18 protein-coding genes and 2 tRNA genes are annotated in these 22,583 nt (G+C 71.5%); 12 read left to right on the forward strand and 8 right to left on the reverse strand.

What is annotated here, in order from left to right; all coding sequences use genetic code 11:
- The first annotated feature begins 168 nt into the window (after positions 1 to 168).
- Complete coding sequence (locus B7C62_10855) at positions 169 to 2,049, forward strand: histidine kinase (protein ID ARF72718.1); 1,881 nt, start codon at positions 169 to 171, stop codon at positions 2,047 to 2,049.
- A gap of 76 nt (positions 2,050 to 2,125) precedes the next feature.
- Here B7C62_10855 and B7C62_10860 read toward each other — a convergent pair whose 3' ends face one another.
- Positions 2,126 to 3,241 carry an alkanal monooxygenase gene (locus B7C62_10860; GenBank protein ARF72719.1) on the reverse strand — a complete coding sequence of 372 codons (1,116 nt, stop codon included), beginning with the start codon at positions 3,239 to 3,241 and terminating at the stop codon, positions 2,126 to 2,128.
- Positions 3,242 to 3,401: 160 nt separating this feature from the next.
- Entirely contained in the window at positions 3,402 to 4,166 is a 765-nt protein-coding gene (locus B7C62_10865; protein ID ARF72720.1) for a decarboxylase, read from the reverse strand.
- 255 nt (positions 4,167 to 4,421) lie between these two features.
- Here B7C62_10865 and B7C62_10870 point away from each other — a divergent pair, with 255 nt between their 5' ends.
- From B7C62_10870 to B7C62_10905, 8 genes are all read left to right on the forward strand, one after another.
- The gene (locus B7C62_10870; protein ID ARF72721.1) at positions 4,422 to 5,417 is read left to right on the forward strand and encodes a hydroxyacid dehydrogenase; all 996 of its coding nucleotides are present in this window, start codon (positions 4,422 to 4,424) and stop codon (positions 5,415 to 5,417) included.
- 147 nt (positions 5,418 to 5,564) lie between these two features.
- Positions 5,565 to 6,467 (forward strand): ectoine/hydroxyectoine ABC transporter substrate-binding protein EhuB, encoded by a 903-nt coding sequence (locus B7C62_10875; GenBank protein ID ARF72722.1) that lies wholly within the window; start codon positions 5,565 to 5,567, stop codon positions 6,465 to 6,467.
- Positions 6,468 to 6,489: 22 nt separating this feature from the next.
- The gene (locus B7C62_10880) at positions 6,490 to 7,221 is read left to right on the forward strand and encodes an ectoine/hydroxyectoine ABC transporter permease subunit EhuC (protein ARF72723.1); all 732 of its coding nucleotides are present in this window, start codon (positions 6,490 to 6,492) and stop codon (positions 7,219 to 7,221) included.
- Entirely contained in the window at positions 7,218 to 7,859 is a 642-nt protein-coding gene (locus B7C62_10885) for an ectoine/hydroxyectoine ABC transporter permease subunit EhuD (GenBank protein ID ARF72724.1), read from the forward strand. Before B7C62_10880 ends, B7C62_10885 begins: the two co-directional genes overlap by 4 nt.
- Positions 7,849 to 8,694 (forward strand): ectoine/hydroxyectoine ABC transporter ATP-binding protein EhuA, encoded by an 846-nt coding sequence (locus B7C62_10890; protein ID ARF72725.1) that lies wholly within the window; start codon positions 7,849 to 7,851, stop codon positions 8,692 to 8,694. The genes B7C62_10885 and B7C62_10890 overlap by 11 nt, the downstream gene beginning before the upstream one ends.
- 167 nt (positions 8,695 to 8,861) lie before the next feature.
- Positions 8,862 to 9,620 carry an IclR family transcriptional regulator gene (locus B7C62_10895; GenBank protein ID ARF72726.1) on the forward strand — a complete coding sequence of 253 codons (759 nt, stop codon included), beginning with the start codon at positions 8,862 to 8,864 and terminating at the stop codon, positions 9,618 to 9,620.
- 96 nt (positions 9,621 to 9,716) lie between these two features.
- Entirely contained in the window at positions 9,717 to 10,271 is a 555-nt protein-coding gene (locus tag B7C62_10900; protein ID ARF72727.1) for a hypothetical protein, read from the forward strand.
- Between the two features lie 63 nt (positions 10,272 to 10,334).
- Positions 10,335 to 10,411, forward strand: a tRNA-Lys gene (locus B7C62_10905).
- A gap of 155 nt (positions 10,412 to 10,566) precedes the next feature.
- Here the strand turns inward: B7C62_10905 and B7C62_10910 are convergent.
- The 3 genes from B7C62_10910 to B7C62_10920 form a co-directional block, all read right to left on the reverse strand.
- Positions 10,567 to 11,157, reverse strand: coding sequence for a chitin-binding protein (locus tag B7C62_10910; protein ARF72728.1), 591 nt, complete (start codon positions 11,155 to 11,157; stop codon positions 10,567 to 10,569).
- A 230-nt stretch (positions 11,158 to 11,387) separates the two neighbouring features.
- Positions 11,388 to 13,604, reverse strand: a complete 2,217-nt coding sequence (locus tag B7C62_10915; protein ARF77093.1) for a Band 7 protein — start codon at positions 13,602 to 13,604, stop codon at positions 11,388 to 11,390.
- Between the two features lie 199 nt (positions 13,605 to 13,803).
- Positions 13,804 to 15,108 carry a hypothetical protein gene (locus tag B7C62_10920; protein ARF72729.1) on the reverse strand — a complete coding sequence of 435 codons (1,305 nt, stop codon included), beginning with the start codon at positions 15,106 to 15,108 and terminating at the stop codon, positions 13,804 to 13,806.
- A gap of 192 nt (positions 15,109 to 15,300) precedes the next feature.
- Between B7C62_10920 and B7C62_10925 the strand changes: the two genes are divergently transcribed.
- The 3 genes from B7C62_10925 (at position 15,301) to B7C62_10935 (ending at position 19,744) form a co-directional block, all read left to right on the forward strand.
- Positions 15,301 to 15,374 (forward strand) — tRNA-Lys (locus B7C62_10925).
- A 519-nt stretch (positions 15,375 to 15,893) separates the two neighbouring features.
- A complete protein-coding gene (locus B7C62_10930) occupies positions 15,894 to 17,813 on the forward strand; it encodes a glycosyl transferase (GenBank protein ARF72730.1) in 1,920 nt (639 codons plus the stop codon).
- Positions 17,810 to 19,744, forward strand: coding sequence for a galactose oxidase (locus B7C62_10935; GenBank protein ID ARF72731.1), 1,935 nt, complete (start codon positions 17,810 to 17,812; stop codon positions 19,742 to 19,744). The genes B7C62_10930 and B7C62_10935 overlap by 4 nt, the downstream gene beginning before the upstream one ends.
- A 99-nt stretch (positions 19,745 to 19,843) precedes the next feature.
- On the opposite strand, the gene B7C62_10940 is transcribed toward B7C62_10935, so the two are convergent.
- From B7C62_10940 to B7C62_10950, 3 genes are all read right to left on the reverse strand, one after another.
- Entirely contained in the window at positions 19,844 to 20,905 is a 1,062-nt protein-coding gene (locus B7C62_10940) for an endoglucanase (protein ID ARF72732.1), read from the reverse strand.
- A gap of 386 nt (positions 20,906 to 21,291) precedes the next feature.
- Positions 21,292 to 21,990 (reverse strand): class F sortase, encoded by a 699-nt coding sequence (locus B7C62_10945; protein ARF72733.1) that lies wholly within the window; start codon positions 21,988 to 21,990, stop codon positions 21,292 to 21,294.
- A gap of 1 nt (position 21,991) precedes the next feature.
- Entirely contained in the window at positions 21,992 to 22,558 is a 567-nt protein-coding gene (locus B7C62_10950) for a hypothetical protein (protein ID ARF72734.1), read from the reverse strand.
- Positions 22,559 to 22,583 lie beyond the last annotated feature (25 nt).

Below are 22,583 nucleotides of genomic sequence, written 5' to 3' on the forward strand. Positions count from 1 at the left end.
CCAGCCGTCCGCACCACCCGTGGCCGGATGCGAGCTGGAACGCCCGATGTGCCACCCTCTATGCTTCACCACGCTTTCCCGCGTGGATCGGGCCCCTTCACGGGTTCACCACCCGGTGCCCTGTCCGACCCCACCTGTTCACGACAACCTTCACAGCGGGAGCGAGCGGTGAGCGGAACCTCCGAAGGGCCCCGGGCCCCGGCAGGCACATCCCCGGACGCCGTGCCCGCGCCGGTCACGGAGCGTCATTCGGTGGCGGCGCGTACGGTACCGCCGAGCGCGGCGGACCCCGCCGCCACCGAGCTGCGCGACCACCGCGCCGCCTTCAACGCCGCGACCCTCCCCATGGCCGTCGTGGACGGCCGGGGACACGTCGTCCGGGCCAATGACGCGCTCGGTGGCCTCCTGGGCACGACGCCCGGGTCCCTCGCCGAACGGCAGGCGTCCGAGCTCGTCGACCTCGCCTCCGACGACCGCACCTGGCACGCCTACCGCGAGGTGCTCCAGGGCCGCCGCTCCCGGTTCCGCTGCACCCGCCGCCTCAAACACCCCGACGGGCGCACCCTGTGGGCCGAGGTCACCGTCGTACCGATGACCGGGACGTCGGCGGCGGAGCCCGCGCGGGTCCTGCTGACGGTGGCGGACATCAGCGACCGGCGCGAGCTCCAGGACCGGCTGCGCCACCTCCAGATGCACGACCCGGTGACCCGGCTGCCCAACCGGACCCTCTTCTTCGAGCGGCTCTCGGTGGCCCTGGAGACCCCGCCGTACCAGGACGACTCGATGCTCCCCCGGCACGGCCGGATCGGCCTCGTCTACCTGGACCTGGACGGCTTCAAGGCGGTCAACGACACCCTCGGCCACCGGATCGGCGACCGGCTGCTCGCCGCCGTCGCCGGGCGGCTCACCGACTGCGCCGAGAGCGACGCGAGCCGCAACGTGGGCGGCAGCAGGCTGGTGGCGCGCATGGGCGGCGACGAGTTCGCGATCCTGGTGGAGGACTCCGGCGGTACGGAGGCCCTCACCGAACTGGCCCGCTCGGTCCTCGCCGCGCTCCAGCACCCCTTCGACCTGGCCGGTCAGCGGCTCTCGGTCTCCGCCTCGATCGGGGTGGTGGAGCGCCCGGTGGCGGGCACCTCGCCCACCGGTCTGATGCAGGCCGCCGACACCACGCTGTACTGGGCGAAGGCCGACGGCCGGGCCCGCTGGACCCTCTTCGACCCCGAGCGCAACGCCCACCGCATGACCCGCCAGGCCCTCTCCTCCACGCTCCGGCCCGCCGTGGAGCGCGGCGAGTTCACGCTGGAGTACCAGCCGCTGGTCGGGATGGCGGACGGGGTGGTGCGCGGGGTGGAGGCGCTGGTGCGCTGGAACCACCCGCAGTTCGGCGTGCTCTCGCCGAATCGGTTCGTCGGGATCGCCGAGGAGGACGGCTCGATCGTCCAGCTCGGCCGGTGGGTGCTGCGCACCGCGTGCCGCCAGGCGCGGCGCTGGCAGCTGGACCACCCGGACGAACCCGCGCTCTTCATCAGCGTCAACGTCGCCGTACGCCAGGTCTGGGACTCCGACCTGGTGGCGGACGTGGCGCAGATCCTCAACGAGACGGGCCTCGCCCCCGGCCTTCTCCAGCTGGAGCTGACGGAGTCGGCGGTGATGGGCTCCGGGGGCCGCCCGCTGCGGGCGCTCCAGGCGCTGAGCGACATGGGCGTACGGATCGCCATCGACGACTTCGGCACCGGGTACTCCAACCTCGCCTACCTCAGCCGGCTGCCCGTCTCCGTACTGAAGCTGGACGGGGCGTTCGTGAAGGGCTTCCGGTACGAGGACGGTACGCATCCCAGCCCCGCCGACGAGACGATCGTCGAGGCGATGGTGCAGCTGGCCCACCGCCTGGGCCTGACCGTCACCGCGGAGTGCGTGGAGACGGCCGGGCAGGCGGAGCGGCTGCGCCGGATCGGCTGCGACACGGGGCAGGGGTGGCTGTACTCGCGGGCGGTGGCGCCGGAGCGGATCGCGGCGCTGATCACGGCCCGGCCGGGGGCGGGTTAGCCGCCGTTCGGCAGCCCGTACGGATCGGGCAGCGGCCCGTACGGATCAGGAGCCGGACGGCAGCGGTCCGTACGGATCAGGCAGCGCTCGGCAGACCGTACGCGTCGGCGATCAGCTCGTAGCTGCGCAGCCGCGCCTCGCCGCCGTGCGCGTTGGCGGTGATCATCAGCTCGTCGGCGCCGGTGCGCTTGGCCAGGTCGTCCAGGCCGGTGCGGACCTCGTCGGCGGTGCCGTGGATCACGTTGGCGAGCCAGCCGTCGACGAACTCCCGCTCCATCGGGGAGAAGTCGTACGCGGCCGCCTCCTCCGGACTCGGGATCAGCCCCGGCCGCCCGGTGCGGAGCCGGACCATGGACAGCGCGCCGGTCAGCACCTGGCGGCGGGCCTCGCGCTCGTCGTCGGCGGCCAGCGCGGAGACGCCGATCAGGGCGTACGGGGTGTCCAGCACGGCGGAGGGCCGGAAGGACTCCCGGTACAGGTCGAGCGCCGGGATCGTGTTCCGTGCCGAGAAGTGGTGGGCGAACGCGAACGGCAGCCCGAGCGTGCCCGCCAGCCGGGCGCTGAAGCCGGAGGAGCCCAGCAGCCAGACGGGCGGCCGGTGCGCGGACTGCACCCCGCCGGGGGCGGTGGCCTGGACGGGGCCCGGTACGGCGTGGATGCGTGCGTACGGGTGCCCGTCGGGGAAGTCGTCGTCCAGGAACCGGATCAACTCGCTGAGCTGCTGCGGAAAATCCTCGGCCCCTTCGTTGAGCCGGTCGCTGCGGCGCAGGGCGGCGGCCGTCGCGCCGTCCGTGCCGGGGGCCCGGCCGAGGCCGAGGTCGACGCGGCCGGGGGCCATCGCCTCCAGGGTTCCGAACTGCTCGGCGATCACCAGCGGGGCGTGGTTGGGCAGCATCACGCCGCCGGAGCCGAGCCGGATGCGGTCGGTGTGGGCGGCGATATGGGCGAGGATCACGGCCGGGGAGGACGAGGCGACCCCGGGCATGGAGTGGTGCTCGGCGACCCAGTAGCGGTGGAAGCCGCGGCGTTCGGTGAGCCGGGCGATCTCGACCCCGGTGCGCAGAGCCTGGGTGGCGGTGCGGCCCTGCCCCACGGTGACCAGGTCGAGGACGGAGAGGGGGACGGGGGCGGTGCCCGCGGCCGTCCCCCGGATTCCGTCGCCGTCCGTCCGGTCGCCCTGGATCTCGTTCACGTGTCGGCCCTCTCCCGGTGGTGCTCGTCGTACGCGGTCGTACGCATCGGAGGCGTACAACAGGAGGTGGGCTCCGCTTATTCCGGAGCCGGGCTCCGGGAGGGGCGCGGTCCGGGAGAAGCCGCCCACCGGGAGGGACCGCCGGGGCCGGTGGCGGCAGCTACTCCCGCACCTCGATGCCCTTCGGCTCCACCGCCCCCGGCACCGGCCGGTGGGTGGCGAAGAGGGTGCCGAGCGTCGGGGCCCAGACCCGGCGGTCGGTGAGCCGCAGCCCCTCCCGGACCGTCACCTGGCTCGCCGTGAGGACCGGCTTGCCAAGCGCCTCCTCCAGCTCCGGGATGTACGCGGCCGTGTGCAGGGCCGCGTCCGGGAGCAGCAGCACCTCGGCGTCCGGGTGGTCCGCGGCGAGGGCGAGCTCCTTGACCTGGCCCGGCTCCCACCCCGCGGCCTCGGCGGCGGTGGCGAGGCCGGCGCTCCGGGAGGCCACCACCTCCGTACCGCCCGCCGCCAGGAAGTCGGCGAAGAGCGCGGTGACGTCCTCGGGCCAGGCGGCGGCGACCGCGACCCGGCCCGCGCCCAGCTCCCGTACCGCGTGGACGAAGCCGAAGGCGGTGCTGGAGGCGGGCAGGCCCGCGCTCCGGGCGAGGGTGGCGATCTGGTTGTGGGCGCCCGCCCAGCCGTAGACGAAGCTGCCGCCGGGGCTCGCCCAGACGAGTGCCTCCGCGCCCGCGAGGCGCAGTTCCTCGACGCCCTCGGTGAGCCGCTCGGGCGCCCCGCTCCCGCGCAGCGCGTCGGGGCGGTACGCGCCCTCGCCCGCGTCGGTGGAGAACAGGGGCAGCCTGACGTCCGTGTCGAGCGTGATCTCGATCCGTGGGAAGTCGTCCTCGGCGGCGTGGCCCGGGTAGAGAAGTCCTACGGTCGTCATGTTCACCCTTCCTTCGCGTCGGGCGCGGGAAGCCACTGGTGCCCCTGTCACTGTCAAGTATTCCCCCGGCGGGGCGGGGACGGCGGGTGGGCGGGGGCCGTCCGGGCCGTGTTGACGGGGGCGGGGGCGGCTGCGAGCGTGAGCGGGAGCCGAGATCACGTGAGCGGGACCCGAGATCAGCAGCTGAGATCAGGAGCTGAGATCGCGCCCCACCCACCTGCCCCACCTGCGACGTTGCGGAGTGATGAGCCACCGATGCCGGAACCCGTCGTCCTCGTCCTCGACGCCGATCCGCCCCCGCGCCTGGGGCGGCTGACCGGCCGGGCCCGGGTCCTGCGCACCGACGGGGCGGGGCTGGCCGACCGGCTGCCCGGGGCCGATGTGCTGCTGGTGTGGGACTTCACCTCCGACGCGGTGCGCCGCGCCTGGCCCGGGGAGGGGCCCCGGCCGCGCTGGGTGCACGCGGCGAGCGCGGGCGTGGACCGGCTGCTCTGTCCGGAGCTGGCCGCGTCCGGCACCGTACTGACCAACGCCCGGGGCATCTTCGAGCGGCCGATCGCGGAGTACGTGGCCGGGCTGGTGCTGGCCCTCGCCAAGGATCTGCCCACCACCCTGGCCCTCCAGCGGGAGCGGCGCTGGCACCACCGGGAGGGGCAGCAGGTGGCCGGTTCGCGGGCGGTGGTCGTCGGCGCGGGCCCCATCGGGCGGGAGATCACCCGGCTGCTGCACGGCCTGGGCGTCCAGGTGGCGCTGGTGGGCCGGACCGCCCGGCGCACGATCCACGGCATCGAGGACCTGGGCCCGCTGGCGGCGCGCGCGGACTGGGTGATCTCGGCGGTGCCGCTGACCCCGGCCACGTACGGCATGTTCGACGCCCGCTTCTTCGGGCTGCTCCAGCCCTCGGCCCGGTTCATCAACGTGGGGCGCGGGGCGAGCGTGGTGGAGGCGGACCTCGTGGACGCGCTGAACCGCCGCTGGCTGGCGGGGGCGGCGCTGGATGTGTTCGCGGACGAACCCCTGGGCGAGCAGAGCCCGTTGTGGGAGGTGCCGGGGCTGCTGGTCTCACCGCATCTGAGCGGGGACACGGTCGGCTGGCGGGACCGGCTGAGCGAGCAGTTCGTGGCGATGTACGAACTATGGGCGGAAGGCGAGCCGTTGCCCAACGTGGTGGACAAGGAACGGGGTTACGTCCCGTCCGCCGACAACTCCGCGGAGAAATCCGCGGAGACAGAAGACACCTCCCCGGAGTGAGACCGTCACCCTCCGCCCGTCCGGGCCACGGGAAGGTCACCTTCCGGCCACTGTTGGGTTACATGCCCCGGCTTCCTGCATAGACGTACGGGATCGGGCAGGCGCTCACCCTGTCCGGACTGTTCGACCTCCAGGAGACCGCGAACCATGGCTGACTATCCTCACCTTTCCCGCCGGGGCTTCCTCAATCGATCGGCGGCCGTGGGTGGCCTGTTGGTCGTGCCGGGGCTGCTGACCGCGTGCAGCAAGACCGACGCGGGCTCCGTGACCGGCGAGGGCGCCCTCGCCAAGCTGCGCGAGCAAGGCTTCGTCCGGGTGGCGTACGCCAACGAGGCGCCGTACGGCTACCTGGAGGGCAAGGAGCTGAAGGGCGAGGCGCCGACCCTGCACCGGGAGATCTTCAAGGCGCTGGGGGTGGAGGAGCTGAAGCCGACGCTCTCCGAGTGGGACGGGCTGATCCCGGGGCTCCAGGCGGGGAAGTACGACGTGGTCAGCGCGGGGATGGCGATCACCCCGGAGCGCTGCGGCAACGCGATCTTCTCCGAGCCGGAGTTCATCTCGCCGACCGCGCTGATGGTACGGAAGGGCAACCCGAAGAAGGTCACCGATCTGGAGTCCGCCAAGGAGGCCGGGATCACCATCGGCGTCATGTCCGGTGCGGTGGAGGGCAGTTACGCCAAGGGGGCGGGCATCCCCGAGGGGAGGATCAAGACGGTGCAGAAGCCGCAGGACGGGGCCGACGCCGTCAAGGGCGGCCGGATCGACGCGTTCCTGCTCACCGGGATCTCGCTGCGCTGGCTGGCGAAGACCAACCCCGCCACCGAAGTCACCGAGGCGTTCGTGCCGCAGATCGACGGCAAGGCGCAGTTCTCGCCGGGCGGCGCGGTGTTCCGCAAGGGCAACGAGGATCTGCGGGACTCCTTCAACCGCGAGCTGAAGAAGATCGTGTCGGACCGTTCGCGCTATGTGCAGCTGCTGGAGCCGTACGGCTTCGGGGAGTCGGAGATCCCGCCGGAGGACCTGAGGACGGCGGACCTGTGCAAGGGCTGACGGGGCGGGCGGACGCACGCATATGAGTGACTTCTTCTCCCTCCTCGCCGAGGAGTTCCCCCAGGTGCGGTCAGGGCTGTGGGTGACGCTGGAGGCCACGGTCCTCGGCGCGCTGCTCGCTCTCGTCCTGGCCTTCGCGCTGGGTCTGATGGCGGGCAGCCGGCTGCTCCTGGCGCGCGGGGTCTCCCGGGTGGTCGTGGAGTTCTTCCGGGGCACCTCCCTCTACGTCCAGCTGTTCTGGCTCTACTACGCGATGCCGCCGCTGACGGGGTACGAACTCACCCCGCTGGTCTGCGGGGTGGTCGCGTTCGGCCTCAACTTCGGTGCGTACGGCGCTGAAGTGGTGCGCGGTGCCGTCAACTCCGTACCACGCGGGCAGTACGAGGCGGCGATCGCGCTCAATCTGAGCCCGGCCCGGCGGCTGTGGAAGGTGATCCTGCCGCAGGCGTGGGTGCAGATGATCCCGAGCTTCACCAATCTGCTGATCCAGCTGCTGAAGGCGACCCCGCTGCTCTGGCTGATCTCGGCCGCCGATCTGATGACGGTGGTCCAGACGCTGCGCGACCGTACCGGTGAGACACTCACCGCCTATCTGACCCTGCTGGCCGCCTACTTCGTGCTGGCCTACGCGCTGACGCTGCTGATGAACCTGCTGGAGCGGACCGCCAAGCGGCGGCTCGGCCTGGAGCCCGGCGCGAAGAGCCTGTTCAAGAGCCGCAGCGCGACCACCGCCACCACGGGAGGTGCCGCGTGAACGGCTTCGACTGGGAAGCTGCCGGGGATGTCCTGCCCCTGGTGCTCCAGGGCTTCAAGGTCACTCTGCTGGCCACCGTGCTGGGCACCCTGGTGGCGGCCGTGCTGGGGCTGGCGGTCGCGATGGCCGGGCGGGCGCCGAGCAGGTTCGTGACGGTCCCGGTGCGGGTCGTCATGGAGTTCGTCCGCTCCACCCCGCTGCTGGTCCAACTGGTGGGCGCGGCGGCCCTGTTCAACACGGTCGAGCCGCTGGTCATCGGCATCGCGGTGCTGGGCGTCCACTACGCCGCGTACACCTCCGAGGTCTACCGGGCCGGGATCGACGGCGTACCGAAGGGCCAGTGGGAGGCGTGCCGCGCGCTGTCGCTGCCGCCCCGGCGGGCCTGGCAGGCCGTGATCCTGCCGCAGGCGGTGCGCAACGTGCTGCCCGCCCTCGGGAACTACGCGATCTCGATGTTCAAGGAGACCCCGTTCCTCGCCGTGATCATGGTGCAGGAGATGGTCTTCGAGGCCCGGAAGTACGGGGCCGAGCACTTCGCGTACACCGAGGCGTTCACCCTCGCGGGTCTGGTCTTCCTGGTCGCGAGCTACCCCACGTCGCTGTTGATGAGAAAGCTGGAGAAGCGCCTTGGCCACTGAACCCCTCCCCCTGAAGAAGACAGCGGCCCCGGCCCCCGAGGACGCGGTCCCGGCGGCCGGGAGCACGGACGGGCCGCTGGTCCGCTTCGACAAGGTGGTCAAGCGGTACGGCGACCATGTGGTGCTGGACCAGCTGGACTTCACGGTCGACCGCGGCGAGCACGTCACCCTGATCGGGCCCAGCGGCTCGGGCAAGACCACGATCCTGCGGCTGCTGATGACGCTGGAGAAGGTCAGCGACGGGGTGATCTGGGTGAACGGCTCCCCGCTCTCCCACGTCCGCACCCCGGGCGGGGCGCTGAAGCCCGCGGGCGAGAAGCAGCTGCGGGAGTCCCGGAAGAAGATCGGGATGGTCTTCCAGCAGTTCAACCTCTTCCCCAACATGAAGGTGCTCCAGAACATCACCGAGGCGCCCGTCAGCGTCCTGGGCAAGAGCCGCGAGGAGGCGGAGACCCGGGCCCGGGAGCTGCTGGAGCTGGTGGGGCTCTCCGACAAGGTCGACGCGCACCCCTCCCAGCTCTCCGGCGGCCAGCAGCAGCGGGTGGCCATCGCGCGGGCGCTGGCGATGGAGCCGGAGATCCTGCTGCTGGACGAGGTGACGTCGGCGCTGGACCCGGAGCTGGTGGCGGGGGTGCTGGAGCTGCTCGGCGACATCGCCCGGAACACCGACATCACCATGCTCTGCGTCACCCATGAGATGAACTTCGCCCGGGACGTCTCCGAGAAGGTGCTGATGTTCGACGCGGGGCGGGTCGTGGAGTCCGGGACCCCGGAGAAAATCTTCTCCGATCCCTCGCACGAACGTACGCGCGAGTTCCTCAACGCGGTGCTGTGACCTCGCGGTTGAAGCATCGACCATGACGCTGGCATATGCCAGAAGGGTGCGCCCCAGCTGACGGGGCCGGGGCGCCCCTACTGACTCGTCAACTGGCGCCCCGAAAGCGGGGCCCGGCCGCTATCGTGGGGCCGAAGCTTGCGGTCACAACCTTGTAGGGGGACACCGTGGCGTTGAAGCCCGAGCCGACCGCACCGTTCCACTCGGTGCAGTACGCCCTGCGCGTGCTCGAATCGGTCTCCCGGCACGGCGACGGTGTGACCGAGGCCCGGATCTCCCGCGAGACAGGGCTGCCGGCCGGACACCTCGCTCCCCTGCTCCTGACGCTGCGCCGCGAGGGGTACGTCGAGCAGGTCGGCGACGGCGCGTACGTCATAGGGGCCTCGCTGCTCCTCCTCGGCTCCGGGGCGGCCCGCCGCCAGGCCCTGGAGAGCAGGCTCCAGCTCGCCATGGACCAGCTGCGCGACGCGGTCGGCGCCGCCGTCTACCTCAGCCGGTACGTGGACGGCGAGGTCAGCGTCGTCCAGGTCGCCGACGGCCCGCTCACCCCGGCGGTCAACGAGTGGGTGGACTTCCGCTCCTCCGCACACGCCAGCGCGGTCGGCAAGTGCCTGCTGGGCCAGCTCGACCACGAGGGGCGGCGCGACCACCTCTCCCGGCACCGGATCGCCCGGCTCACCTCGCGGACGATCACCAGCGAGAAGGTCCTCTTCGCCAAGCTGGACGCCCAGCCCGCCACGGTCCCGGTGCTGGACCTCCAGGAGTACGCGTTGGGCACCGTCTGCGCGGCGGTCCCGCTGACGGCCGGGGCCACCGCAGGCTGCCTCGCCCTCTCCCTGCCCATCGAGGAGGCCCACCGCCTCCGCGAGGCGGCGGACACCCTGAACCGGCGCGCGGCCCCGGTCCTGCTGTCACTGGCGCTGTAGCCGCCGGGGGCCTTCTCCTCCGGCACCGCGGGCGGCCGGGCGCCCTGGTTCCGTGGCCGCCAGGCCCGGTCCCCGGCAGCGGGTAACGTCGCCGCCATGCACCCACCGATACCGCTGCTGGAGCTGCTCAAGGAGTTCGACGGCAGCGTCGACGACTACTACGCCCCCGGTTTCGAGCTGCTCCCGTCCGACGAGGACGACGGCGGCTACCCCCCGCTCTCCAGCCAGGTCCGGCCCTTCGCCCAGGCGAACGGCTCCGGCTCCACGTACGCGATCTGGCTGCGGGACGACCGCGCCGACCTCGCGACGCTGCCGGTCCTCCTCCTCGGCGACGAGGGCGGGGTCCATGTCGTGGCCCGCGATCTGCCCGAGCTGCTGCGCGTCGTCGCCGCCGGCTGGTCCCCGATGTGCGCATGGGACAGCCTCGACTACTACGACGAGCGCGAGGAGGAGGAAGAGGAGGGCGAGGAGTGGGACCCCTGCCCGGAGAACCCGGCGTTCCGCGTCTGGCTGCGGGAGCACCTCGGCCTCGAGGCCGCCGAGGACCCCAACGAGATCGTCCGGGCGGCGGGGGCGGAGCTGTGGGAGCCGTTCGCCGCCTGGATCGGCCCGCTGATCCCGGACGCCGTCGGCTCCCGCCGGGGCGCGTAGGGGCCTCGGCGGGCGGGTGTCATCAGCACCCCTCCGGACCAGGTATTATTTTCGAGTCAGCAGGCGCCGTTAGCTCAGTTGGTTAGAGCAGCTGACTCTTAATCAGCGGGTCCGGGGTTCGAGTCCCTGACGGCGCACGACACACCAGTGGGCGGTCTCCTTCACGGAGACCGCCCACTGTGCTGTTCCCACCCCGCTCACGCCGCGGCGGACGCCAACGGCGGCCCCGGCTCAGGGCCGCCGTTTCGAGCCACAGCGGAAGGTCAGGGCAGTCGTACGGCTACCCCGGGAGGCGTCAGAACCTGACGTCCGAGCACGCGTAGAACGCGTTCGCGGTGTCCGCGACGTCCCAGACGGCGAGGATGATGTGCTTGCCGGTCTTCTGGGTGGGGATCGTGCCCTGGTGGGTCAGCGTGGCCGGCGGCTGCTGGCCCCCGTACGGCACGGTCATGAAGGGCTGCGATTCGAGCGCGGCCCGGGTGAGCGGCTTGGTGGAGTCCCAGCCGTTCTTGGTGATGAAGTAGCGGAAGTCGCTGGTCCGGTGGCGGGCGGTGAACTGCCAGCGGAAGTTGTAGCCCTGTCCGCCGGTGACCTGGGTGGCGGGCCAGTTGCCGCCGCGCGGGTCGTCGAGCTGGGCGAACTGACCGTTGCCGCCGGCGCAGATCTTGCCGTCGGCGGGACCCGCGGCCGGGAAGCCCTTGGGCCCCTCGACGCTCTGCGGCTCCCACTGGATGTTGCCGCAGCCGGTGACCGTGCCGTTGGCACAGAGTTTCTGGCGGCTGATGGGGGAGTCCGTGTAGCCGTGACTGCTGGCGCTGGTGGTGGCGAGCACCGAAACGCCCGCTACCGCGAGGCCGAGCACGGCCGCGCTTACCTTTTTCCGCATTGCTGTCGCTCCTCTAGAACGTGGGGGAGGTTCATGAGCACTGCTCGACATGCTGCGCGCTTGGTACGTGGTGCGTGATGTGTGGTGCGTGATGGGGATCTGCGGTCTAGACCAAGTCTTAGATTATTGACGCCACATGAACATGTCCAGACCAATGAGCCTCGGATTCCGGGCAGCGGAAAGGGGCCCGGTGTCACGCTCCCGGGCCCCTTCGATCGCGTACGGTCCGTTCAGGCCCCGTCTCCCCCGCCGCTGCGGCCGGTGTAGAAGGCGACCGTCAAGTCCTTGACCAGCGCCTTGCGTTCGTAGTCATCGAGCTCGACGATGCCGCGCGTGGTGAGCCGGTTGACGGTGTCGTCCACCGCGTCCACCACCGAAGTCAGCACGCTGTCACGGTGTTTGGCGTCGATGGCGGCGATCCGCCGCCGCTGCATCGCCGCCGCGACCTCGGGGGCGTACTCGATCCCGGTCGGCTGCGCCGAGTACACCTCCACCCCGACCGGCTCGCAGTCCGCCTTCAGCATCCGGGTCAGCGCGTCGCCAACTGCCTCCGCGTCACGGAGAGTCGGGGCGTCCTCGTGGAACGCGTCGGCGGGCAGCTGCGAGAGGACCCGGGCCATCGCGGACTCGACCTGTGCCCGCAGATACGCCTCGTGGTCCTCGATCCCGAGGGCGGCGCGCACGGTGTCCTTGATCCGCCAGACCACCAGGACGACGACCCGCAGGGCGGTGCCGTTGGCGTCCACGGCGGGGAGCGGTTCGCTGCGCCAGTGCCGCAGGCGTACGTCGACACGGCGGCGCAGCAGCAGGGGCGAGACCCAGACCAGGCCGGTGCGCCGGACGCTCCCCCGGTAGTCGCCGAAGAGCGTGAGCACCCAGGCGTACCCGACGCGCCCCCGGCCCAGCCCGCCGAGCGCGAGGACGACGAACGCGGCCAGGAGGGCGAGCCCGGCCCAGGCCCCGGCGCCGATCCCCTCGTACGGGCGCGGGGCCAGGCCGACGGCCCCCTGGACGGCGGCGGGCAGAGCACCGCGCCACCAGAGGAGCGCCAGTACGCCGAGGAGCCCGGCGGCTCCGGCGAGCAGGGCGGCATACCCGGAGAGGGCGGGCCCGGGACGCTCGGCGAGCCGGGGGTCGGCGAGCGGGGCGGGGCGGGTGGGGGGCTCGACGCGGGGGTGGGGTGAGCGGGGCCGGGGGGTGCGGTCGGCGGGGCCGGTACCGGTGCGGTGGCCGGGGCCGGTACCGGTGCGGTGGGCCACGGCTGTGGGGAGTGCGGTGGGTTCGGGGGTCTCCGGATCGTCACGGAAGAGCAGGTGTACGGGAATGGAGGCGGTGGACTCGTTGAGGATGACGGAGTGGCGGCGGGGGTGGGGCGGGGGTTGCGGGCCCGGTACGGAGAAGGTGGCGGAGGTGGCGCGGGCACCGGGGGCCAGGTCGAGGACGAGGTCCAGTTCGGTGTCGGGGCCGAGGTCGCCGGCCTGGGCGGAGGGGGCGCCCGGGCCCCGGTCCGTACGCGCGTCGGAGACGGGCTTCGGGCGGGGCCCGGCCTCTTCGCCGTACGCGGGAAGCGGGGTCCACTCCGCCGAGGGGTCCGTCCTCAAACGCCGGACGGGCTGGAAACGCGGGGGGCCGTCGGAGGGCACGGCGGCCCCGGGCCCCTCCTCAGGACGAACGGACCGGACGTGCGGAGCCCCGGGCTCCAGGTGCAGGCTCCGGCCCGGGTGATCCAGGCGTACCGGCTTGCGCGGGGTGTCCGGCTCGGAGGCCGGGCGGGGGTCTGGGGCGGGGCTCGACTCCGGGGTCGGGCGGGGGGCGGGGTCGGGGCTCGGGGCCGAGGTCGGGTCCGGGTGCAGGTCGGGGCTGGGCTTGGAGGCCGGGCGGAGGGCGGGGTCGGGGCTTGACCCCGGGGTCGGGCGCGGGTCCAGGTCGGGGCTCGGCTCGGAGACCGGGCGGGGGCCCAGGCCCGGGTCCTGGCCCGGGTCGGGGTCGGGGTCGGAACCCAGGTCCCGGCCCGGGCCGGGATCGGAACCCAGGTCCCGGCCCGGGCCCGGGCCGGAGCCCAGGCCCAAGCTGGGGCCGGAGTCACCGCCCTCGCCCGTCCCCGGGGCAGAGGCAGGAGCAGGGGCCGGAGCGCCGACCTCCTCCCCCATCAGGTTCAGCTCCGGGCCCGCCCCAGAAGCACCAACCTCATCCACCTCCGGGACCGCGCCAGGCCCGGGAACACCGACCTTGCCTCCCACCGACCACGGCTCCCCCACCCGCCCCAAGCCCTCCACCGGGTCCAAGCCCTGGCCCAAGCCCGGCCCGGGGTCCGATCCCGCCCCCGGGTCCGCCCCCGCCCCCGGCCCCGGATCGGCCACCGAGGGCCCCTCCTCCTTCGGCCGGAACAGTGGCGGCAGCGTGGCATGCGGCGCGGGGTGCAGCGCGACGTCGTCGATCAGCGGCATGGGGGTCTCGCCGCGTGGGTCGTGGTCGGTGAGGCGCTGGGGCTGGGGGTTCTGGTCTGGGGTCACCGGTTCCCTGTTCCTTTCCGTCATCCGTATCCGTGTATTCCGTCATCCCTCAGGACCTCAGGACCTCAGGTCTCCAGGACCTCAGGCCATCGGCACCTCAGGCACCTCAGGTCCCTCAGGTCCCTCAGGTCCCTCAGGCAAAGAGCCGGCGCCAGGTCTCCGGCCCCGGGTATCCGTCGGCCGCGCTGCCGCGCCAGCCCTGGGCCCGCTGGAACGCCTCGACATTGCGGCGGTCCGCCTCGGTCCAGCGCGGGTCGGGGCCCGACACGTAGTGCTTGCCGTATCCCTTCTTCACCAACTGTCTGCCGAGCCGGTCGACATGGCTGTTGGACTGGCCCGGCTGGAAATAGCCGCGCCCGGGGAAGGCGAAGGAGGTGTTCGGGCTGCCGCCCGTCACCGCGGCCGGGATGTCGCGGCCGGTGCCCGTGGTCAGCAGGCGCCAGGTGTCCGGGCCGGGGATGCCGTCCGCCTCCGCGCCGCGCCACCCCTGCGCCTGCTGGAACGCCTGCGTGGCCCGCCGGTCCGCCGCGCCCCACACGGGGCCGGGGCCGATCTCGTAGAACCGTTTTCCGCCGCGCGCCACCAGCATCTCGCCGAGCCGGGTGACATGGGCGTTGTCCGCGCCGGGGCCGAACTGATCGGCGCCGGGGAAGGCGGTGGAGGAGCCGGAGCCGGGCGTGCCCGCGCCGAGGCCCTTGTAGCGGTAGGCGACGTACCGGTCGGAGTTGTTCCAGTACGCCATCGGCGTCGACTGCTTCCGCGTGCGCGGGCGCGCCTGTTCGTAGGCGATGTAGTGGGTGCGGTTGTAGTCGGTCCAGCCGCCGAAGATGGTGACGTGGGAGCCCTTGGAGGGGTCGGCGGGGTTGTGGAAGAGGAGCATGTCGCCGGGCTGGAGGTCGGCGCGGGCGATCCGGGTCCCGTAGCTCGCGAGGCTGCCGGTCCATTCGTTGGTGCCGAGGTTCCAGGCCATCGAGACATAGCCGGAGCAGTCCTGGCGGTACCCGTCCGACCAGTACTTCTCCATGCTGTACGGGACCTTCGCGGCGACCCACCGCTTGGCCCGGTTGATGATCTCGGCCCGGGTGGTCTTCGCCAGGACCGCGCTGTCGGAGCCGTCGGACGGCGGCCCGGAGGCACCGGCCCCCTTCAGCGGGCCCTTCTCGCCCTGCGGGGTGGCCGGTTCGGGGGCGGGGTCCTGGTCGGCGCGGGGGGCCTTGGCGCTGTGTCCGGCGGCGGCCGCCGCTTCGGCGGCCCCGCAGGAGAGGACCATTCCGGCGGCGGTGGCCAGGACCAGGGCGCGGCGGGCTCCGTGCGCGGCGGGGTGGCCGCCGCACCGCACCGGGACGGCCCGCGCGGCTGCGGCCCGCCGTTGCAGGGCGCACCCCGCACAGGTGCAGTCGATGGCGGGTTCGTACTCCTCGAAGACCGGCACAGTCATGCGATTCCCCTCCGCACTCGTCACTCGTCAGGATCTTTGGGCGCAGCTGCGACGGGCGTCACTGTCTTAACACTCCCGACATAAGGCATTTTGACGGACCAATGAGAAAAAACGACCATCTGACAGGGCGTGGCGGCGGGTAAATGGTCTGGAGCACCTGCCGGAGTCGGGTAGAGTTCTCCAGGTCAGCAGGCGCCGTTAGCTCAGTTGGTTAGAGCAGCTGACTCTTAATCAGCGGGTCCGGGGTTCGAGTCCCTGACGGCGCACGCACGGTCAAGGCCCTCTCACAGAACGTGAGGGGGCCTTGATCATTCCCTGTTACGCGATCAGTGACACTCCATCACCCCCTACGGACAGCGACAGATGGAGTGCGGAACGTCACGAGGCAGTGATGGGGAGCTCAGGGGGCGCTGACCGTCACTTCCTCACGCCCCCTTCACCAGCATCACCCAAATCGTGCGTATGACCGGTAAACAGTGTGTTTCACCCTTGCGGTCCCGTCCGGTGTCGGACAATCTGTCTGGGGGCCGAGGGGCTCCAAGGGGGCTGGTGATCCGTACAGTTGGGTCAGCAGAGCGTGAGGTTCCGGTTATCCGTTCCGCGGGGTGGGGGTCCCGCTCGGGAACGGACACCGAGGGGGCATCATGCAACCGGAAGGCCACCCATCCGTGTCTGTGGTGAAGGTGGCCCGCCACCGTGTGCGTGCCCGGTGAAGAACCGGGGTCCCGCCGCATACGCAGAGACCGACCAGTCACGCACCACCGTGCGTGCGGGGGGAATGACCCATGACGTCGACGCCGCCAGGCGACCGGCCGGAGAACGACGCTTCCCGGACCACGCAGCTCCGGATACCTCCGCAGCTGAAGGCCGGAGGGCAGCGGCGGCGTGCGAAGAAAGAGCTGCCGCGCTACGACTACGAGCACTACAGCCGGCTGGCCGGGCCGCTGACGCAGCCCCCCGCGGGCAAGCCGTACAAGGTCCAGTACCGCTCGCTGATATCCCAGGAGCCGCACCGTGTGCGCGCGGCGCTCCTGCTCGGCGCGGCTCCGCTCGTCTCCCTCGGTCTCTTCGCCTGGCTGATGCAGCCCAGCCACTGGACCGACCGCGATCCCAACCTCGACAACGATCTCCTGCTGGTCCTCGACATCATCATGCTGGTCTCGATCGGGCTGATCGAGCTGTTCCGCACGATGAACGTCCTGTCGAACGCGCACGCCACCCTCGTCGCCCGGGACCCGATCCCGGTGGTGCCGGAGACCGGCACCCGGGTCGCCTTCCTCACCTCCTTCGTCCCCGGCAAGGAACCGCTGGAGATGGTGACGAAGACCCTGGAGGCGGCCGTCAAGATCCGCCACCGCGGGCTGATGCACGTCTGGCTGCTGGACGAGGGCAACGACCCGGCGGTCAAGGAGGTCTGCGCCCGGCTCGGTGTGCACCACTTCTCCCGCAAGGGCGTCGCCCACTGGAACCAGGCCAAGGGCCCGCACCGCGCCAAGACCAAGCACGGCAACTACAACGCCTGGCTGGACGCGCACGGCGGCGACTACGACTTCTTCGCCTCGGTCGACACCGACCACATCCCGCTGCCCAACTACCTGGAGCGGATGCTCGGCTACTTCCGCGACCCCGACATCGGCTTCGTCATCGGCCCGCAGGTCTACGGCAACTACGACACCTTCGTCACCAAGGCCGCCGAGTCCCAGCAGTTCCTCTTCCACGCCCTGATCCAGCGCGCGGGCAACCGCTACGGCGCCCCCATGTTCGTCGGCACGAGCAACGCGGTGCGCATCACCGCGCTCAAGCAGATCGGCGGCCTGTACGACTCGATCACCGAGGACATGGCCACCGGCTTCGAGATCCACCGCCACCGCAACCCGGTCACGGGGAAGAAGTGGCGCTCGGTCTACACCCCGGACGTGCTGGCCGTCGGCGAGGGCCCGACCGCGTGGACGGACTTCTTCACCCAGCAGCTGCGCTGGTCGCGTGGTACGTACGAGACGATCATCGGGCAGTTCTGGAAGGGCTTCGGCACCATGCCCGCAGGCAAGCTCTTCAACTACACGATGATGATCATCTTCTATCCGATGTCGGCGATGAACTGGATTCTCGCGGCCCTCAGCTGCGCCCTGTTCCTCGGCATGGGCGCCTCCGGTGTCCAGATCGACCCGACGATCTGGATGATGCTGTACGGGAACGCCTCCGCGCTCCAGATCGGCCTGTACATCTGGAACCGCCGCCACAACGTCTCGCCGCACGAGCCCGAGGGCTCCGGCGGACTGGCAGGCATGGTGATGTCCGCGCTCTCCGCGCCGATCTACGCCCGCTCGCTGATGGACGCGGTGCTGCGCCGCAAGAGCTCGTTCGTGGTGACCCCCAAGGGCGACTCGTCCAGCCCGGACACCCTCTTCGGCACCTTCCGCATCCACCTGTTCTTCATCGTCGTCTTCGGCGCGTCGATGGTCTCCTCGTTCTTCTTCGGCCACAACCATCCCGCGATGATCACGTGGGCCTCCCTGGCGCTGCTGATCACCGCCGCGCCGATCATCGGCTGGCGGTACACGATCCGCGCCGAGAAGAAGAAACGCCGGACGGGCGGCTCGCACCGCAGCGGCGGACCGGCCCCGGAGCCCAGGCCCCAGCCACTGCCCGGCGCACCCGGCAACGACCAGACCATGCAGATCGCCCTTGGGGGACGTAAGAAATGAAGTACCGTCCGAGCCGCCGTACCCGCCGCCTGGCGATCAGTACGGCGGTGGTTCTCGCGCTCGCGGGGGCGAACGGGCCGTGGCTGTACCGTTTCAGCACCGAGCGCTACCACGAGTACAAGATCAACCAGCCGGACTACAAGGCGGCCAACGGCCACTGGTCCTTCCTGGACATCCCCTCCGAGTTCAGGATCAACACGATCCACGCGGCGCTGCTGCACACCGGCAAGGTGCTGCTCGTCGCGGGCTCCGGGAACAACCAGAAGAACTTCGACGCCAAGAGCTTCCGCTCGGTGCTGTGGGACCCGAAGGCCAACACTTTCAAGGACATCCACACGCCCAAGGACATGTTCTGCGCCGGGCACACCCAGCTGCCCGACGGCAAGCTCCTCATAGCCGGCGGCACCAAGCGCTACGAGAAGCTGGAGGGCGATGTCACCAAGGCCGGCGGCCTGATGATCGTCCACAACGAGGACCCGGACAAGCCGATCACCCTGCCCGCGGGCACCCGCTTCAAGGGCAGGGACAACGGCAAGACGTTCATCTCCAAGGACCCGGTGCTGGTGGAGAAGGCCACCCGGGTCTTCGACAAGAACACCGGCGCCTTCCTCCACAACAACGCCGGTCTCGGCCGTATCTACGTCGAGGCGGAGAAGACCGGCAAGAAGTACGAGACCGGGACCGAGGACAACTACCGGATCGCGGGCCTCACCGGCACGGACAAGCGCAACGTCTACGGGATCGCCCAGAAGCTGGCCCTGGACAAGAAGGACTTCCAGGGCATCCGGGAAGCCTTCGAGTTCGACCCGGTCGCGGAGAAGTACATCCCGGTCGACCCGATGAAGGAGGCCCGCTGGTACCCGACCCTGACGACGCTGGAGGACGGCAAGGTCCTCGCGCTCTCGGGTCTGGACGAGATCGGGCAGATCGTCCCCGGCAAGGACGAGATCTACGACCCGAAGACCAAGGAGTGGGAGTACACCGGCATCGTCCGGAAGTTCCCGACCTACCCCGCGGTCTTCCTCCTCAACAACGGCAAGCTCTTCTACTCCGGCTCCAACGCCGGTTACGGTCCGGCGGACGTGGGCCGCGACCCGGGCGTCTGGGACCTGTCCACCAACAAGTTCAAGAAGATCCCCGGACTGAGCGACCCGGACCAGATGGAGACCTCGGCGACCGTACGGCTGCCTCCCGCCCAGGACGACAGGTTCATGGTGATCGGCGGCGGCGGGGTCGGCGAGTCGGAGAGGTCCAGCGAGAAGTCCCGGCTGGTCGACCTCCGGAAGAAGAACCCGGAGTTCACCGACGGCGCCTCCCTCTCCGAGGGCACCCGCTACCCCAGCGCCTCCCTGCTCCCCGACGACTCGCTGCTCGTCACCGGCGGCTCCAGCGACTACCGGGGGCGCAGCGACTCGAACGTGCTCCAGGCCCGGCTGTACGACGCGAAGACGGATACGTACAAGCGGGTCGCGGACCCGGCGGTGGGGCGCAACTACCACTCGGGGTCCGTGCTGCTGCCGGACGGACGGGTGATGATCTTCGGCTCGGACTCGCTCTTCGCGGACAAGGCCAACACCCGGCCCGGCGTCTTCGAGCAGCGCGTCGAGATCTACACCCCGCCCTACCTCTACCGGGACTTCCGGCCGGAGCTGACGGCCGGACCCAAGCGCATCAAACGCGGCGGGACCGGCATGTTCACCACGCAGCACGCCTCGAAGATCACCTCGGCGAAGCTGATGCGGCCCTCGGCGGTCACCCATGTCACCGACACCGACCAGCGCACGATCGCGCTGGAGCTGGAGAAGTCGGCGGACGGGATCACCGTCACCGTGCCCAAGAGCCGGGCGCTGGTACCGGCGGGCTGGTACATGCTGTTCGTCACCGACGAGAAGGGCACCCCGTCCGAGGGGATGTGGGTGGAGGTGCCGTAGGACCTGTCGTACGTACGCACTCCGTACGTACGCGGCGGCTGAGGGCCGCGCGCCGGGGAACGGATCTCCGGTGCGCGGCCCTTCCCCTGCTCCGGGGCGCTACTGCGTGGCGCGGACCAGGCCCAGGGCGTACTCCGGCCACCAGTCGCCCGCCTTCGGGCCGCCCTTGCACTCGCCGTCGGACTCGCCGGGGCGCTTGATCCACAGGTAGGCGTCGACCAGCTCGTCGCCGGTCTGCGTGGTCGGGACCTCGCCGAGCGCGCGGCCCGGCGGGTTGCACCAGGTCTCGGCCGGGTCGCCACCCTTGTAGGGGCCGTTGCCGTTGCGGCTGGTGTCGATGACGAAGGGCTTGCCCCCTATTTTCGCCGACAGCTTCTTGCCGAACTCGGTGGAGACGGCCGTCGTCTGGAAGTTGGAGACGTTGAGCGAGAAGCCGTCCGCCTCCGCGATGCCCGCCCGCTGGAGCGGCTGGTACAGCGCCTCGGGCGTCTGCCAGGCCGCGTTGCCCGCGTCCAGGTAGACCTTGGTGGCGGGCTGCTGCTTCAGCCGCTCGATGGCGCCCTTGAGGAGGTCGTAGCGCTCCTCGTGGAACTCCTGGGGCGTGCAGCCGTCGACCAGGTGGAGCAGGGCGTCCGGCTCCAGGATCACGGTGGCCGGGCGGTCCCCGATGCCCTTGGCGACGCTCTCCAGCCAGGCCCGGTAGGCGTTGCCGTCGGCGGCGCCGCCCTTGGAGAACTGGCCGCAGTCGCGGTGCGGGATGTTGTAGAGGACCAGCAGCGCCTCCCGGTCGGCCTTGGCTGCCGCCTCGGTGATGCCCTTGACCTGGGACTCCGCGTTGTCCGGGCTGATCCAGTCGCCGACGGGCTGCTCGGCGATCTTCCGGATCAGCGCGGCGTTCTTCTCGTCGCCGTCCTTCGTGTACGCGGCGACCTGCCGGGCCGCGTTCCCCTCGGGGTTCACCCAGTACGGGTCCTGGGCCTTGGGCTGCTGCTCGACGGCCGCGGGGCTGTCGTTGTCCTTGTCGTTGCCGCCGTCGTCCCCGCCGCCGGAGCAGCCGGACAGCAGCAGGGCGGCGCAGACCGCCGCCGCCGTACCGGTCGCCCTGATGCCCGCCGTCGCGCGCCCGCGCGCCTGGGACCGGCCGGTGTAACTGCCGTACATCCACTCCCCCTTGGGTGCACTGCCTGCACTGTTTCTCACTGGTTTGCCCCGATGTGCTGCCGGTCCGGACCATCCTGGCACAGGGGCCCGGAGCCTCTGTGGGCGCCCGGCCCCCTTCCGCAACGGTGGCAACGGGCTCGTCTTCCGCCCCTACAACGCTCACGCAGAGGCGTCGGTTCCGGACATCTTGTTCGGAAGCCGCCGGGGCGTGGCGCCCGTCCCCCTACAGTGGCGGCAGAGATCGGCCCCGTACCGCACCGACCTCCCGTACCGCGCCGGGCGACTCCCGCGGCCCGGTGCACGCGGTCGAGGACCGGCCCGGACGGCACGCCCCGGGAGGGCGGCCGGCCGGGCCGGGTGTTCGTTCCGTCCGGGCCGGGGGCCCGTCAGGCGCGGCTCAGGTCCTTCGGCTCCTTCCGCGCGTCCTCGGCGTCCTCCGCCCCGGTGAGATAGGCGGAGACGACCACGTTCGCCGTGTAGGAGCGCGTCTTCCTGTCGTACGTCCCGCCGCAGGTGAGCAGCCGCAGCTCCGCCCGGCCGTCCACACGGGGTCCGTACGCCTTCTCGGCGTCGAACCGTTCCCGGGTGACGACCTGGACGTCGTCCACGGTGAACTCGGCGACGCTGCCGTCCTCCCGGGTCACCCGGACCTTCTCGCCCGGCCGCACCGCGCTGAGCCCGTAGAAGACGGCCGGTTTCGTCTCGGTGTCGACATGGCCGACGAGCAGGGCCGCCCCCGCGGCGCCGGGCTGGGTGCCCTTGCCGTACCAGCCGGCCGTCTGCGGCAGGTCGTACGGGGGCGGGTCGATGGCCCCGTCCTTGTCGAGGCCGCGCGGGACGACCGGGGCGTCGATCCCGACCGAGGGGACCTCCACACCGCGCGGGGCGGCGCCCTCGATCGGCGCGTGCGCCGGGGGCAGCGGGGCCCCGAGCGGGCGGCCGACGGCGGCGACGTCCCCGGTGGTCGGGGCCGACATCCCGCCGGACGCGTCCCGGCCCCAGAGCCAGAGGCCGAGCAGCAGTACGGCCCAGGCCACTCCGGTGAGCAGTCGCCCGGTGCCTGCCGGGCGGTCGGGGGCGGACATGTCAGTCCGCGGCCGGGTCGCGGCGGCGGCGCGAGGTGCGCAGGGCGACGGCCACGGAGGCGACTCCGGCGAGCACCAGACCGATCACCGCGTGCCGGAGGCCGGGGCCCTCGGATGCGGCTCCCTGCTCGGCGAGGGTGGCGGTGCCTCCGCCGCCCGCCTTGACGGGGGCCACGGGCGAGGGGCGGTTGTGGTGGATGACGGTGAGGGTGCCGGTCGCCTTGCCCTTGCCGTTCTCGCACGTCACCCAGACGTCATAGGCGCGGGGTTCGGCATCGGAGCGGATGGTGGCCTCGGCGAAGAGGCCCTTGTCGTCGGCGGGCCGGAAGTGGGCGACCGAGGTGAAGGCATCGGAGTTGCCCTTCGCCTCCCGGCCCTTGCCGCAGACGTCGACCCAGAGTTCCACCTGCCCGCCGGGGGCGGTGGTGGACGGGGTGACCGAGACGGTACCGGTTCTCCGGTCGTCGTCCCCGGCACGGGCGGCCGGGGATGCCTGGGCGGCGGGGACGGGCAGGGCTATGAGCGCGGCCGCCGCTGCGGCACAGAACGTGATGGGCGCTGAACGCATCGTGAACCTCCTAGGGGAAGGTTCA

Source organism: Kitasatospora albolonga (genome assembly GCA_002082585.1).
Taxonomy (GTDB): Bacteria; Actinomycetota; Actinomycetes; order Streptomycetales; family Streptomycetaceae; genus Streptomyces; species Streptomyces stephensoniae.